Below are 15626 nucleotides of genomic sequence, written 5' to 3'. Positions count from 1 at the left end.
AACCGGGATGCATGAGCCCGCTTCTTTGCCCATTGCAAGCATCCAAAAAAGGATCGCTTCCTTTGTCATAGATGACCTGGTCATCTCTGTGTTTACGTTTATTATTTTTTATGATCAGTTCTCTGAAGTGTTTTCGAACATCACTGTAGTAGACCAGGCGGCGATCGAGACCATCAATGCCTTTATCGCGCAAAATATTATCGTGATATTTGCGATCAAGATCATCTATCACACGGTTCTCGTCTGGCAAAACGGTATGACGCTGGGCAAGTATCTGATGAAGATCAAGGTCATAGACCTGGAGACGGGGAAAGTACCGGGTTTCTCAAAAGCATTTTTGCGCGCAAGTATAAGGATCCCAAGCGAAGTGCTCTTCTACTTGGGATTCCTCATGGCCTTTTTTGTTCCCTTGAAACAAACACTGCATGACAAACTCTCCCATTGTGTAGTTGTTGATGGCTAAAACGTTTTTTCTTTTATGTGCACTCTTCGGCATGCAGCTATTGTATGCCGCTATCGATAAAAACAAAATAGAAATTACAGCAGAACATTTAGAGTCTACAGAAACCACTGTGACGGCAAAAGACAATGTGCTGGTCTATTATCAAGATGCTGTGATCAAGGCATCCTCGGCACATTTTGATAAAACCAAAAAGCTGCTTATCCTTGATGGGAACATTGAAATGATAGGATATAAAGGTACCAAAGAACAAAGCGACCATATAGAGACCTATACGGATACACAGGAGGTCACGTTTGAAGAACTTTTTCTTGTCAGCGAGAATGACCTATGGCTTTTTACGGGCGATGCCCATCGAAAAGAGGGGAATTACACCTTAGGCCACTCCTTGTTCTCAAGCTGTGATATCGAAGATCCTTTATGGAAAATGTTTTTTTCACGCTCCACGTATGACAGCAATGCAGATTATATGAAGATATACAATGCCAAAGTATACCTGTGGGATATCCCTGTATTTTATACACCCTACCTGGCGTTTTCCACCAACAAGCAGCGAAGCTCGGGGCTGCTTTTTCCGGCTTTCGGCTATAATTCAAATGAGGGCTTCCTCTATGAGCAGCCCATTTTCTGGGCGATCTCGCCAAGCATGGATCTAGAGTTCAATCCACAGATCCGTACTGCAAGAAGTGTAGGTCTTTACAGTACCTTTCGATTTGTGGATTCCGCACACTCCTCCGGAACCTTGAGGGCAGGTTATTTTAAAGACAGCACAGACTATATAGCAGGTAACCTTCTTCCGGAAGACAGTCATTACGGGATCGAGTTCAACTATGAATCTTCCAAACTGTTCGCAGACACACTGCCTCAGGGTTTCACCGATGGTCTCTATGTCAATACCACCTATCTGAATGACATTGATTACCTGAACCTGCAAAAAAGAAAGCTGGAACATTTCGGACTGGTACCTTTGCAGGAATCCAGAGTGAACTATTTCGCATATAACAATGACTTCTATGCAGGGCTTAATGCAAAATACTTCATCGATACGAGAGAAACAAGCAATGATGCAACCATGCAGGTGCTTCCATCCGTCCAGCTGCATAAATACCTGAATCATCTGATGTGGGAAAACCTCACCTACAGTGCTGACCTTCGCATCGATAATTTTCACAGAATAGAGGGTGCCACACTGCGTCAGGCAGCACTTAATATACCGGTGGAATTCACTACATCGTTCTTTGATGACTTTGTACATGTCTCATTAGGTGAAAAGATCTATTACAGCAAGTTCTTTTTTGGCAATGGCGACTATCTCCATGATGATTTCGCATACTATAGCAACATTCATAAAGTAAAATTCTTTACGGACCTGAGCAAAAAGTTTGACGGTTTTGTACATGTCATGCAACCTGCTTTAGAGTATACTAAACCCGGAAGTGAAGATCAGTCTCCTGTCCCATTCTCTTCGCTCACGCAAGAACAGCAGGAGTTGTTTACGGTAGGTTTGCCCGAAGAACACTATACATTCAGCCTAAACCACTATTTTTATGATGAGAGCATGAAATTGAAATTTTTTCAACGGTTATCACAAAAGTACTATCTCGACAGGGCGTATAGGCTTGCCGATATAAGCAATGAAATGCAGTATAACTGGGACGAATGGAGTATTTATAGTAATATGACCTATGCACATGAGTATGGGAAAATACGCGAATCATCGAGTTACCTGTCATTGAACAGAGCAGATTACCATGTGCGCGTAGGCCATACCTATAAACAGATCTTACAGGATGAGATGGATCGGTATAATGGGATAAATACGGCTGCCAACGATATCAATATCGCTTTTAGATACACAGTGAACGAGAAGATCGCATTGCATGGCGGGTTTAACTATGATGTGGATGATGCTTCGGATAAGCAGTGGAGGATCGGAGGAAGCTACCATCGTGATTGCTGGAACCTCACAGCTTCATTAAGACAGGATATTACGCCAAGACCTACAGGATATACAGAAGATACCTCTTTCAATTTACAGATGAACTTTATTCCTTTTGGCAGCATAGGTACTGGAGAGACACAACAGGGATTGGAGAGCATTAATAATGATTACTAATCCACAAGAAGAGATAGAAAAAGCCTTAGAGGTATTGAGTCTTCCCAAATTGATCAGTAGGTCAGATATCAAAAAACAGTACCATTTTTTGGCTAAGAAGAACCATCCTGATGTAGGCGGTGACATTGAAAAAATGGAAGAGTTGAACCATGCCTACAGATTATTGATGAAGTATATAGAAGAGTTTCGTTATACTTTTGATGAAGAAGAGATCTCAAAACAATTTCCAGGAGCAGATCATGCCCAGCGATTTAAACCCTAATATCTATTATGAAGACAGAGAGGATGCTTCAAAGCAACTGATCGACATGCTGCCTTCAGAGTTATTTGAAAAAAATGAAACCGTGGTGATCGGTATCAGTGAAGAGGGGGTTTATTTTGCAGATCAGATAGCCACAGCGATGGATGTGCAAATGGATATTCTGCTTACAGAGCCTATTTACGCGCCCAACAATCCTGAATTGGCGATCGCGATGGTTTCAGAAACGGAAGAAGTGGTGATACATAAAGCACTTACGGATGCCTTTGCGATCAATGAAGACTATGTGTATGGTGAAGCACATCGAAAGTATGAAGAGGAAGTGCTGACCTATGTCTATAAATATCGTAAAGGAACGGAGATGGTTCCGCTTCGGGGAAAGTATGTGGTCTTGGTTGATGAGTGTATAGAGACCGGATTGACGATGATGGTAGCACTGAAGTCAGCGATCGCAAGAGGCGCTAAAAATATCTATATCGCAACGCCTATACTGGACCAAACGGTCTATCAGAACTTTCTGAGCGTCTGTGACGGGATATTCTGTCCGCATAAGATACAAGATTATATCTCTATCGAATATTACTATAAAGCGTATGAGAGATCGGACTTTGAAGAGATACAATCTATAGTCAAAGCACAAGCTGGGAAATACAAAGTAGAAAAAACAAAGGAAAAATAGACTTATGAAAGAACAAATTGTAGAGATCAACAGTAACCGTCTCGAAGAGAAGTATGAATTCAATAAAATAGCCAAACAGGCAAGCGGTGCAGTGATGTACAGACAGGGTAAAGCCGTACTCATCGCAGCAGTGGCTATCGATGAAAAGGCCGTGGACGAGGACTTCCTTCCATTGACGGTACAGTATATGGAAAAGTCCTATGCGGCAGCGAAGATCCCCGGCGGTTTCATCAAGAGAGAGACGAAGCCCGGTGATTTTGAAACATTGACATCCCGCATAGTGGACCGTTCTTTGCGCCCTTTATTCCCCAAGGGGTTTCATTATCCCGTTACGATCACGGTGATGGTGGTCAGTTCAGATTCGGAAGTCGATATGCAGGTCGCTGCGCTGCATGCGGCCAATGCGGCACTCTATGTGTCGGACATCCCGGTAGCCAGCAGTATTGCTGCTGTCAGACTTGGTACGGTCGGAGATGACATCGTGATCAACCCGACGCTCTCACAACAGGCCCAGAGCGAATTGGACCTTCTGGTGGTAGGTTCTGGAAAAGATGTGGTCATGATAGAGATGCGTACCCTTGCAACAGAGGGTGAAGCAGGCCAGAGTGCGAATGAGTTCGAGGAGTCGGCACTGGTGGATGTCATTGCCATGGCGGCTGAAGCGATAGACGCAGCAACCACTGCTTATGTAGAGGCATTTACTCCCCTTAAGAGAGAACCTTTGGACCTTGTCCTGACAGAAGACAAGATCGACGAATCGCTCTATGCGATGATCGAAAAGAACTATGCTGAAGCGGTTGAAAAAGCGATCTCACATATGGCCAAAAGTGAGCGTTCTACGGAACTCAAAAAAGTACGTACGACCATTATGGAAGCGTTGGAAGCTGAAGGCAAGGAAGCAGATAAAGAGCTGGTTTCCAAAGTGCTGGAGCAGTATAAAAAAACCGTTGTAAGATCGATGATCCTGGATAAGGGTATCCGTGCAGACGGCAGAGCACTGGATGAAGTGAGACCGATCAGCATCGAGACGAACCTTTTGCCTTCCGTGCACGGTTCATGCCTTTTTACGCGCGGACAGACCCAGGCACTGGTCACGGTGACACTGGGTGACAAGAAAGATGCCCAGATGTATGAGCTCATTACGGATAAAAATGCACAGGCAGAGAATTTTATGGTGCATTACAACTTCCCGGGCTACTCTGTGGGTGAAGCAAAGTTCATCGGTGCGCCGGGCAGAAGAGAACTGGGGCACGGCAACCTGGCTAAAAGGGCGCTGGAACCTTCGTTGGATCTTAACTATGATGGAAGTATCCGTATCGTTTCTGAGATCCTGGAGAGTAACGGCTCTTCCTCAATGGCAACGATCTGCGGGGGTGCACTGGCACTGCGGGCGGCTGAGGTCAATACGACAGCACTGGTAGCAGGTATCGCAATGGGGCTTGTCAGTGAAGGTGACAGATACGCGGTCCTGACAGATATCATGGGACTCGAAGACCACGATGGGGATATGGACTTCAAAATAGCCGGAACGTCAGATGGGATCACGGCGCTTCAAATGGATATCAAACTGGGCGGTATAGACCTGGAGATCCTCAGGGATGCACTGCAAAAAGCCAGCAAAGGGAAGAACCATATTCTCGGACTGATGGAAGAAGCAGAAAAAACGATCGTTTCAAGTGGCGCACTTCCGAGCACAGAACATTTTACAGTACACCCAAGCAAGATCGTGGACATCATCGGTAAAGCAGGTGCGACGATCCGCGAGATCATTGAAAAGTTCGAAGTCTCTGTGGATCTTGACCGTGAAGTAGGCGGGGTAAAACTCTCAGGCGAAGACAAAGCAAAAGTGGCTGAAGCAAAAGCCCATATAGAAAGCATCGCCTCTGCACCTGTGAAGAAACAGATGGAGTATAAAGTAGGGGAAAGCTATCAGGGAAAGGTCAAAAAGATCGTGGACTTCGGGATCTTTGTCGAAATGCCGGACGGCTTTGATGCACTGCTTCACATTTCAAAAGTAGCCAAAGAGCGTGTCAACAACCTCTCGGAAAGATACAGCGAGGGTGATGACATCACCGTGGTCGTGATGGAGCAAAAAGGCAAAAAGGTCGAACTGGCAACGCCGGAATTTCTAGCCTAGGCTTCTTCTCTCTTCTTTATTCCTCTTCTGAGCAATAAACGGAGAGGATACTTCCTGCCTAGCATAGCCTACACTATCCCCTCCAAACATACAAAATCCCCTTTATCAGGCTTAATCAAGCATTATATCATTTATAAGTACTAAATATAATTTTAAATTATATTGTAAAATTATATTTTTTGGAGTATACTGTAGGCAAAGGCCAATTATCTTTGAAGAGACAGCTGGCCCTTTGAATAAATTGTTTGGACAAAGAGGTGGATTAGAGTACGATTGTTAATAAAAAGTTGAGCTACTCTTTTTTTAATATATTTAGAATAACTGAGTAAGGATTTACGATGAAATTGATTAATGAATGTAAATGGCTTAAAAAGTTTCGTGAAGGAATGAAAGGTGCCGTCTTCGGTATTTTTCTTTTATTCGCCTCAACAATTATTATGGAAGCAGGAGTGCTTAAACTTGATCTGCAGGGCTGTAGGTCAGCTGCAGATAATGGCTATCATGCGGAGCAGGTACCAGATATTAATTCACCAGGTGATGAGTTTACCATGTATTTCTGTGATGATCCTTTTTATACAGAAGGTAACCTAAAATTTTGGGCTGAATTGGATATGGTCCCCCATCGTATTACCTTTACCAATACCACCGGAAGTGCACAGGATTTTACTTTCAAGGTGGGGGGTGACTATAAAGATGCCAATGATCCCACTATAGTCGGATGGGACTACATTACGGAATTGACCTTGGACGAATACTCTACCCCTCCTGAAAATATTGAAGCATGTAGAAACATCGGTTCGTTGGCAACACAAGAGTTACTTATCACACCTGATGAAAGTGAGATTTTTCGACAAGTGACGGTAGAGGGGTATCCCAATAACTTAACCTGTGTTGCTATCTATAATATGAGACTGGCGATAGGTTCAAGCAATTATAGTGGCTCTTCTCTTCAAAGCCGTCTGATAAGCGTAGCATCAAGTGTAAATTTGGGAGATCAGACCCTTCCTGTACCGGATGTAGAATCAACTACCTTCAGTAAAACAATGACAGCGACTCAGGGAGGGAGCAGAACCTGGACCGTTTCAAAATCTTCAGAACCGGCAAGTCTTAGTTTTGATAATACCTGTGATGAAACCTTACCGCTTCAAAAAGATATAAACATTACTGTAAGCTGGACAAAAGGTGAAATCACACCAGCAGGGAATGTTGATGTCACGACCATTATCCAGGCATCCAACACCGCGCATCGTGATATCACCATCAGTGTGGAAGATACAATCTATAGTGATGTAACTGTACTAGATACTCATCAGTGCGATCCTTTTACACTGCAGGCAGATGCAGGTAATCAGATAGTATGTACACATAAAATTACCATTCCCGAAGCGCAGGGTATCAGCCTAAATGATAGAGCTGTAGCAACGTATATTGATCCGGATCATCCTGATGGTGTTATCTTGGGTACAAAAGTAGCAACTGCCACTGCATTTGTACAGGGTACTTCAGAGAATGATGATGAAAATGCGACGATCAAAGATTACGAATGGATCTCGGGTACAAATCTGAGCTATTCAGTGGCCCAACCGTCCATAGGTACCTTTGATAATTATACGGCTGATACTACGACAACAGGCGACGTGAACTGGACATCCGGTGTAGTGTTTAACAGTGGCAGTGTCACCTTTACCAAGACGGTCTATACGCAGCCAGCAACGAGTGCAACAGGATCATTGAGTGACATCGCTTCTCTCAAGACAGGGGGCGGCAGCGGTACGAACAGCGGTACCTTCAGTGTCAGTCTCTCTTCTTCGGCGTTGGTATCTTTAACGATCGTTAAAGAGATGGACCCTGCTATCATTCCAGATGGCGAGACGCTGGATTTCAACTTTACGGTCCGTAATGGCTTGGGATATGAGGAAACATTTACTATAGATGTGAATGATACTACTCCTACGAATTCCATTACGATTTCAGGTTTGGACCCATCACAATATAATGTACAGGAACTTCCAACGTTCGGGTATGCACCAACAGGAAGCAGTACAAAACTTGTCGATCTGAGACTGCCAAAATGTTCGGCTACGGTAACCTTCACCAATATATTAGCCGATCGTCCGGCGGTAAAAGTCAAAAAAGTCACTTACCCTCCAGGATCTGAAGCGGGTTGGGTGATGACAATTTATAAACTTGATGATGATAATGTTACCTGGGTTGAGGAAAATACTACAACAACCACAGATGCGAATTGGACGACCATTATAGGGAAGAACCAACTTCTAGCAGGAACCTATAAGATAGAGGAGACACCAAAAGTTGGCTGGTTTGAACTAAACAGGGCTACTGACTGTAATTTTACCTATGATCCTGATGTAGACGGCAACCGGTCTGATTATGAATGTGTCATTGCGAATGCCCTATATTCGCAGGTTACTATCACTAAGGTAGTAGAAGGAGCAGCTCCTGCTGACGACTTCAATTTTACTCAAAATATCGATAGTTCAGTTTCTCTTTTACTGAACGATGGAGAGAGTTATACCTTTGAGAATGTCAAATTTGGTACCTATAGAGTAACAGAGAACGATCCTGCCCCGGATTATCTTTTGAGTAATTTGGTGTGTGATGAAACGGATGGACTCGCAAACAGTGTCACAGATCTACTGCTTCGAAGAGCTACGATAAACCTTGAACCGGGTGAAACCGTAGCGTGTACATTTACCAACCGGGAAAAAGGACAGGTTAGTGTACTCAAACTTGAAGATGGCGGTCCGACATCTGAACTTTGGACATTTACGATAGAGGGACCAGAGGGTATCATGGAAAGAGATACAAGCAGTGGACCGCTGAACTTTGAAGATGCGAGATTGGTTCCAGGCACGGTCTATACACTATGTGAGATCAATGTCCATCCTCTTTGGGATGCCAACTGGACACTGAATGGTACGCCTATAACTCCTGTGTTGACAGAAGAGGGAGAGACCGTGGACCGATGTTACGACTTTAGTGTTGGCATAGGAGAAACAGCAGAGTTTGTGATAGACAATATTTCTCCTACAGGTGCTGTACATATAGGAAATTACGCCTGGTTCGATGATAACAATAACGGTATTCAAGATGCGGGTGAAGACCCAGTAGTTGGACTCAAGGTAGAGCTATTGGATGAAAATGGCATTTTAGTCAATGATTTACATGGTAAAAATAGACACGATACCAATGCTACGGGAAATTATGATTTTTTTGTTCCAGAAGGAAATTATAGTATCAGGTTCTCCGGCTTGCCTGCAAATTATGCCTTTTCACCAAAAAATGCAGGAAGTAATACAGATATCGATTCCGATGCGAATAGTAATGGAGTTACGAATCTTCTGAGTGTCTCTGGGACGTCCAGGTATGATATTGATGTGGGACTTTACTGTACATGTCTTGATACGGAAAGCAAAAGTGACAGTTCTCCGGCACTGAATGTTGTTACGGGTACATTGATGATACTTTTGACACTGATGATCGGTCTTTTCTTTGTAAGAAGAGAAGAAGAGATTTATAGAAACGAAAGATAGAAAGGGTTGGAGATGAAAAAAGTAATAAAAACACTGACACTTGGTGCAACTTTGGCAACAGGCAATCTATTCGGTGGGGGCGATATCGCTCCTGCTGTAGCTCCCATAGGGATAGAGGAGATAGATCCTAATCCTTTATATATCGGAGTAGGTGCTCTTTGGGTAGATGTCACCAGAGACTGTGAGTGCCTTGATCTTCTAGGTAATCCACGAATCGGAACACGGTTGGAAGATACTACATGGGGTGGGATCGTGAGATTAGGTTATGACTATAATCAGTATTTTGGTATAGAAGCCCGTGCGCTTAAAGCGCTCTATGACAGTGACACGTTTGATGTCACACATTATGGGATATTCCTCAAGCCTATGATGCCAATAGGAGAACAGTTCAATGTTTATGGTCTTATCGGATATGGATATACAAAGGTTGAAACAACATGTGGAACCCTACGTGAAACTTATAGTGAGAATGGTATGCATTATGGTATAGGGTTAGAGTATGATCTTTCCGATCGTGACTCAGATAAAGAAGAAGGCGGTGTCTATGACAGACCTTTTGATGGTCATGGAGACCAGGAGAAAGGTTGGGGACTTTTTGTAGATTACCAAAATCTGCTGCATGATAGTGGACCGATCAAATATAGAGCAAATGTGGTCAGTTTCGGTATTACCTACGACTTCTAGTCAGAGAGACTGCTATTTAAAATAGCAGTCTTCTTCAACTCATGTTTTTTAACCATATTTAATCATCATAAAGATATAATTGCGTCGTTATTTGAAGTGATCAGTAGGGAAATGTAGGCATTCATGTCTATGTTGGCGATTCTTTTAGTATCGTTTACGCTATCCGAACAGGCTTTGAGAACAGTCGAAGAGACTTAAAATCACTTAATCAAAGGATATAAAATGAAAAAGTTTTTCTTACTTTTCTTGGCACTTGGTGCTGTTGCATTTGGTGCTGAAGTAGATGGTGAATCTATGATCAAAGCATACTCAGTAGTTGCTGCTGGTGTTGGTCTTGGTCTTGCTGCACTTGGTGGTGCTGTAGGTATGGGTCACACTGCTGCTGCGACTATCGCTGGTACTGCTAGAAACCCAGGTCTTGGTGGTAAACTAATGACTACAATGTTCATCGCACTTGCAATGATCGAAGCACAGGTTATCTATACATTGGTAATTGCGCTTATCGCTCTTTACGCTAACCCATTTATCGGTTAATCTTAAAGACATTGAAAGGTTGTGATGGTTATAATCCGTCACAACTTTTTAACCCCTCATTTTAAAGTCCGGTAGTACTTTTAAACTACAAGTCTATGTGCGTCAGTGGTGGAACGGTAGACACGCTACCTTGAGGGGGTAGTGCCCTACGGGTGTGGAGGTTCAAATCCTCTCTGACGCACCATCTTCTTCAAACCCTTTTAACAGACAGCTAATCCAAAATTTAAATCTATGTACACTGTAAATGCAAACGCTTCATATGTTGTCCTTGCCTTTGTCATGGCAATACGGTTTAAAATCACTCTATGAAATTTTGTGAAATTTTTAGTTCCATGTACAATACTTGATGCGATCATTGAAACTTTATCGCTGAAATTTGCCAAGTAGGCAACTGCTTTTGTTACGACCACAGTGTCTTTTCTTAGGGGAAAGTGCCGTTTTGTCTTTTTTAAACACCCATGAGTATAATTTCTTGATATATTAACTATTACATTACTAAATAACTAAATGTTATATTTAATCTTTTTTTTAACAAAACACCATTAAATGCCGTAAATAAGGGCTTTTTAGCATTTTTTTATCTTTTTTTAAGAATTGGTTGTGTTATAATGACTGCATCTTAAAACAAGGAAGAAGAACATGACAAAAGCAGATTTCGTAGAATTGGTCCAAAAGAATGGTGAGTTTGAAAGCAAAGCAGCAGCGGAGAGAGCGGTAAAAGCATTTATTGCTTCTGTAACTGAGGCTTTGGTAAAAAAAGAAACAGTATCATTGGTAGGGTTTGGAACATTTTCTACAGTAGAAGTAGCAGAAAAAAGCGGTACAGTTCCTGGAACGAACAAAAAATACAAAAAAGCTGCACACACTGCACCTAAATTCAAAATCGGTAAAACACTTAAAGACGCCGTAGCTGGTAACTAAAAGTACATTCATGTCCCCTCTAAAGGGGCATGAACCTATGTATCAAACTTCAGTTCATTTCTCCAAAATAATCATTTAAATTGCATTGTTACAGGATTTGATCCTGGACGCATTTATCACGTCACTCCGAATCAAAAACTTTTTACCTTCAGACCTATCAAAAGTCTATTTCGTGACAGGTCTTCAACCTTACGCTTGACAACCATAGATACAGATACTGAGCTATATAACTAGGCCCTGATCAGTCTCCGACAGGGACATACGCATACCCTTCATTCTGTTTGTCGGTCAATCCAAGTGTGGCATTGGGGATGATTTCTATAAAATCATAGATATCTTTTTTTTCAAGTCCGTGTTTACGTAAGCCTGCCCCGCATACCAGGAATTGAACATCATAGGTTTTGGCCAGTGTTTCAATACGTTTTCCCAGAGATCGGTATGTGGCAACCAATGCTTTGTCGTCTTTGAACTTGCTGTTTGCAGGGTCTTTTAGAAAGAATTTGTAGGCACCGCCATGGATCACAGCGGCAACATCAAGCTCGCGTAAGGTGCCTTCATAATGTGCTTTATTTGATACGGTAGCACTTAAGATGCGTCGTTCAAAATTATTCAGGTCTTTGGTGGTCAGATCATATACCAATTTGGCAGAATTCTCTTGAGCATGCAGTAGACCTAGACTTAAAAGTAGACTAAAGATCATTTTTTTCATGTGTGTTCCTTTTAGTAAGTTTAAGATAGGATAGCGATATAATATAAAAAAAATATAAATGGTAAGGAACAGGGTCCAAACTTTATGCGTGTAAATATGAAAGCATGTACCCCTACAAAGTACATCAGTAAAATAGCAGCCTATATTACTTTTGGCATATTGATGATCCTTTTTGTTTCGGTTTTCTTCTTTGTAAAACAAAGCAATGAAGACAGACTCATAAGTCTGGGTGATCAGGTGATCAATGATTTTAGATCGGGACTTGACTATGAGATGGTTGACCTGCTCTCATTGTCTTTGGCACTCTCAGAAGATGGCGAACTTAAAAATGCACTGACCGCTGAAGATGAATCCCAAGGCTATAGGATCCTGAGCAAGATCACAGAACGGTTTAAAAAATATACGCATGTGAAAACCTTGCGCATACAGATACTGACCCGGGACTTTTTCATTTTTGCACGTAGTTGGGATGAAGGGTATGAAGGGATGCCTATCTGGTGGTTTAGAGATGATCTGGCCTCACTGGATAAGAACAGCCGTCCAAAAGTGGGGATGGAAAGAGGTAGATTACTGACCCTGAAAGCTACGATACCTATGTACAGCGGAGATGAGGTGCTGGGCTATTTGGAAGTGATCAAGTTTATCGATGATTTTGCACTGAAGTTACGTAAAAAAGGCATCGAACTTTTTGCTTTGATGGATGAAGCATATATGGACAAAGCAGAACTGATGCGAAATTTTCCCTACTTGAATGGGTATGTGGTCTCCAATCAAAACTATAACGAACGCTACCTTGAGAAAATAAGAATGTTGGATTGGGAAAGCCTTTTGGCCAATAATTATCGATATGAAGAGGGTATTCTTTATCTGTATGAACCTATGTTGAATGGAGAGGGGAAACAGATCGGCATATATCTTTTGGGTATTCCGGAGGATGCACTTCAACAATATGAAAAATCAAATAAAGGTATGTCTTTCTTCACACAGTTCTCAGATGAAGATATTAAAAATGTGGTCGACACCTGGAAGTCTCCACATGACAGTTTTCGCAATCGCCAGGACAAGGAGATCATAGAGGTATTGCCAAAGTTGAATAAAGAAGATAAGCAGGAACTTGAGATCCAGGCAAAACGGATACTGTATGACTATAGCAAAGATGAACTTATTGATATCATTGTTGAAAATAAACATAATGACAAAAAGATTGGGACCGTAAAATGAAAATACTGATTTTGGAAGATGAAAGAATACTTGCGTTAAGTATGAAAGAATTTTTAGAAGAGAGTGGGTATGAGGTGGAATGTTTTACAGATTCTGATGCCGCGTATGATGCTATTTATGAGAAGGTGTATGATCTGCTGCTTCTGGATGTGAAAGTACCTGGTGAAAAAAATGGTTTCGGGATGCTGGAAGAGTTACGTGCAGATGGAAACATGACGCCAGCTATCTTCATTACTTCGCTAACAGACATAGATGATCTAAGCCGGGGGTATGAGTGTGGTGCCTGTGATTACATACGTAAACCTTTTGACCTTGCAGAATTGAAATTGCGTGTGGAGCAAGTGATGAAGGTACAATGTTTTGCTTCGTCGGAAGAAAACATAGAACTGCCATCGGGATATAACTATGATCTAAAAAAAATGAAGCTTACCTACAATGGTGAAACGGTACAGCTTGCCAAGACAGAGACGAAGATCCTGGAACTTCTTATCAAGAAAAGAGGTTCTGTGGTGAGTTGTGAAATGTTTTGGGAAGAGGTATGGGGCGAGTGGGTAGATTCTGCCAATATCCGTGTCCAAGTAGGTAATTTACGTAAAAAACTTGAGAAAGATTTCATTAAAAATGTGCGTGGCGTAGGGTACAGTATTGATTATTAATACCCAAGAGTTTGCCCGAAAGTATGCATTGCTCTATACGGGGATATTGGCTGTTTTGCTGATCACTCCCCTGGTGGTCTATGTGCAACTGCTCCTGCAGATAGATGAGGCAAAAGTGGAACTCTCTCTTGAATCGCAGGCAAAAAAGATCATCACTTCCATGCAGCAGTATCAAAATGAAGACAAAGTGTATTATTTCCCTCGGTACAAAGAGTATAAAGCGGCACTTTATACAGACAAGTATCAGATCATATTTTCCAATTTAGATTTTGAACCTATGTCCTTTACGGAAGGTTTCCATCAAAAAAGAAACCGTTATTATTATGTCTATTCTCTCCCTGATGCCTATTATTTTGGTGCAAGCTATTTACTGGTCTCTACCGTGCATACGGCCAGTAATGTTTACTTTTTCGCTGCGATGATCATGATCGCTATTGTGATCGCTTTATTCATATTTTCATTTTTATTGCTTAGAAATTTTTCAAAACCTCTTGAAAAACTCAATATGCAGCTTGACAGTTTCATTAAAGACTCTATGCATGAGATCAATACCCCTTTGAGTATCATCAACTTGAATTCTGATCTTTTTGCCAGTAAATATGGTGAAAATAAATACTTATTGCGTATGAAGTCTGCTGCCAAAACACTCGCTACCATTTACAATGATATGGACTATCTTGTGAAAGAAGGCAGGGTGGAACATAAAAAAAGTACGTTTGACTTTGGTGAATTTATTCAAAGTAGAGTAGATTATTTTCAGGAAATTGCAAACCTTAAGCAGATACAGCTTCATAAGAGTATTCTAGCGGGACTTACACATACATTTTCAAAAACGAAACTGCAACGTATTGTTGACAATACGATCTCAAATGCGATCAAATACAGTAATGACGATAGCCATATCGAGATCAATGTATATACGAACGATGAACATATCGTTTTTGAGGTCATAGATCACGGTATCGGTATCAAGGATACCAGTAAAATATTTTCACGATATTATAGAGAGAATGAAGCCAAAGGTGGCTTTGGTATAGGACTCAATATCGTGAAGAAGATCATAGATGAAGAAGATATCCTATTGGAGATCAAATCTAAATTGGGGGAAGGTACAACATTCCGCTATACCTTTTAGGCTACTCTCTCTGCCATAAAGTATCACATTATAAAAATTTACATTGCAAAGTAAACAGAAAATAGGGAATTTGTCTCTATTTTTTTACTTTTATCATCCAGACAGTCAATGATAGTGCAATAGAAGTCAAATTTTGTTTCAAATGGAATTGAACATCCTAAAGTAAGGGAATAACGAAGCATATATTGCTCTTTAGATTGCTTTTACATGAGTAAAAGGTAGTATTATTTATAGTCGTTCTTTCAGTTTATATATATAAATTATAAAATCATATAAAATAATTTTACATTTTTTTTACATTGTACCGCTACTATGTCATCGAACTTACAAAAAGGACAGGGAATGATACAAGTAAAAACAAGTATTTCAAAACGATCTATATTGAAATTTGCTTTAGTTGCCCCGCTGTTATTTAGCGGAGTGGAAGTGAATGCAGCAAACTGGCTGATGCTACAAGGTACTGAGCCGGATATGGTAGAATCTAAAGGAGTGAAAGTACCGAATAGAAACAAGGTGCCTAAACTTTGGGGTTTTATACAGGCCAATTATGAAAAAGATTTT

The 15626-nt window shown here is 41.4% G+C and carries 14 protein-coding genes and 1 tRNA gene; 14 read left to right on the top strand and 1 reads right to left on the bottom strand.

Annotated elements, in window-relative coordinates:
* The first annotated feature begins 7 nt into the window (after positions 1–7).
* The 10 genes from VIM88_RS09860 (at position 8) to VIM88_RS09815 (ending at position 11344) form a co-directional block, all read left to right on the top strand.
* Entirely contained in the window at positions 8–463 is a 456-nt protein-coding gene (locus VIM88_RS09860; RefSeq protein ID WP_331862721.1) for an RDD family protein, read from the top strand.
* Complete coding sequence (locus VIM88_RS09855) at positions 456–2576, top strand: LPS-assembly protein LptD (RefSeq protein WP_331862720.1); 2121 nt, start codon at positions 456–458, stop codon at positions 2574–2576. The genes VIM88_RS09860 and VIM88_RS09855 overlap by 8 nt, the downstream gene beginning before the upstream one ends.
* Positions 2566–2838, top strand: coding sequence for a DnaJ domain-containing protein (locus VIM88_RS09850; protein WP_331862719.1), 273 nt, complete (start codon positions 2566–2568; stop codon positions 2836–2838). The genes VIM88_RS09855 and VIM88_RS09850 overlap by 11 nt, the downstream gene beginning before the upstream one ends.
* A complete protein-coding gene (locus VIM88_RS09845; protein ID WP_331862718.1) occupies positions 2816–3514 on the top strand; it encodes a phosphoribosyltransferase in 699 nt (232 codons plus the stop codon). Before VIM88_RS09850 ends, VIM88_RS09845 begins: the two co-directional genes overlap by 23 nt.
* A 4-nt stretch (positions 3515–3518) precedes the next feature.
* On the top strand, positions 3519–5651 hold the full coding sequence (locus VIM88_RS09840) for a polyribonucleotide nucleotidyltransferase (RefSeq protein WP_331862717.1): 2133 nt from the start codon (positions 3519–3521) through the stop codon (positions 5649–5651).
* A gap of 338 nt (positions 5652–5989) precedes the next feature.
* Entirely contained in the window at positions 5990–9205 is a 3216-nt protein-coding gene (locus tag VIM88_RS09835) for an SdrD B-like domain-containing protein (RefSeq protein ID WP_331862716.1), read from the top strand.
* 12 nt (positions 9206–9217) lie between these two features.
* Entirely contained in the window at positions 9218–9889 is a 672-nt protein-coding gene (locus VIM88_RS09830) for a porin family protein (protein ID WP_331862715.1), read from the top strand.
* A 222-nt stretch (positions 9890–10111) separates the two neighbouring features.
* Complete coding sequence (locus VIM88_RS09825; protein WP_331862714.1) at positions 10112–10423, top strand: F0F1 ATP synthase subunit C; 312 nt, start codon at positions 10112–10114, stop codon at positions 10421–10423.
* Positions 10424–10522: 99 nt separating this feature from the next.
* Positions 10523–10607 (top strand) — tRNA-Leu (locus VIM88_RS09820).
* 455 nt (positions 10608–11062) lie between these two features.
* The gene (locus tag VIM88_RS09815) at positions 11063–11344 is read left to right on the top strand and encodes an HU family DNA-binding protein (protein ID WP_331862713.1); all 282 of its coding nucleotides are present in this window, start codon (positions 11063–11065) and stop codon (positions 11342–11344) included.
* Between the two features lie 241 nt (positions 11345–11585).
* Here the strand turns inward: VIM88_RS09815 and VIM88_RS09810 are convergent, their stop codons facing one another.
* Entirely contained in the window at positions 11586–12053 is a 468-nt protein-coding gene (locus VIM88_RS09810) for a DsrE family protein (RefSeq protein ID WP_331862712.1), read from the bottom strand.
* Between the two features lie 96 nt (positions 12054–12149).
* On the opposite strand from VIM88_RS09810, the gene VIM88_RS09805 reads away from it, so the two are divergent.
* The 4 genes from VIM88_RS09805 to VIM88_RS09790 all read left to right on the top strand — a co-directional run.
* Positions 12150–13274: a hypothetical protein gene (locus VIM88_RS09805; RefSeq protein ID WP_331862711.1), complete on the top strand. Its 1125-nt coding sequence runs from the start codon at positions 12150–12152 to the stop codon at positions 13272–13274.
* Positions 13271–13930 (top strand): response regulator transcription factor, encoded by a 660-nt coding sequence (locus tag VIM88_RS09800; RefSeq protein ID WP_331862710.1) that lies wholly within the window; start codon positions 13271–13273, stop codon positions 13928–13930. The genes VIM88_RS09805 and VIM88_RS09800 overlap by 4 nt, the downstream gene beginning before the upstream one ends.
* A complete protein-coding gene (locus VIM88_RS09795; RefSeq protein ID WP_331862709.1) occupies positions 13920–15065 on the top strand; it encodes a HAMP domain-containing sensor histidine kinase in 1146 nt (381 codons plus the stop codon). The genes VIM88_RS09800 and VIM88_RS09795 overlap by 11 nt, the downstream gene beginning before the upstream one ends.
* 342 nt (positions 15066–15407) lie before the next feature.
* Positions 15408–15626 (top strand): hypothetical protein (locus tag VIM88_RS09790; protein WP_331862708.1); only part of this gene is annotated, 219 nt, incomplete at its 3' end.

Source organism: Sulfurovum sp., assembly GCF_036568385.1.
In the GTDB taxonomy this organism is placed as follows: domain Bacteria; phylum Campylobacterota; class Campylobacteria; order Campylobacterales; family Sulfurovaceae; genus Sulfurovum.
The sequence above is the reverse complement of the archived record's forward strand: the minus strand, read 5'-3'. Positions and strand labels throughout refer to the sequence as shown.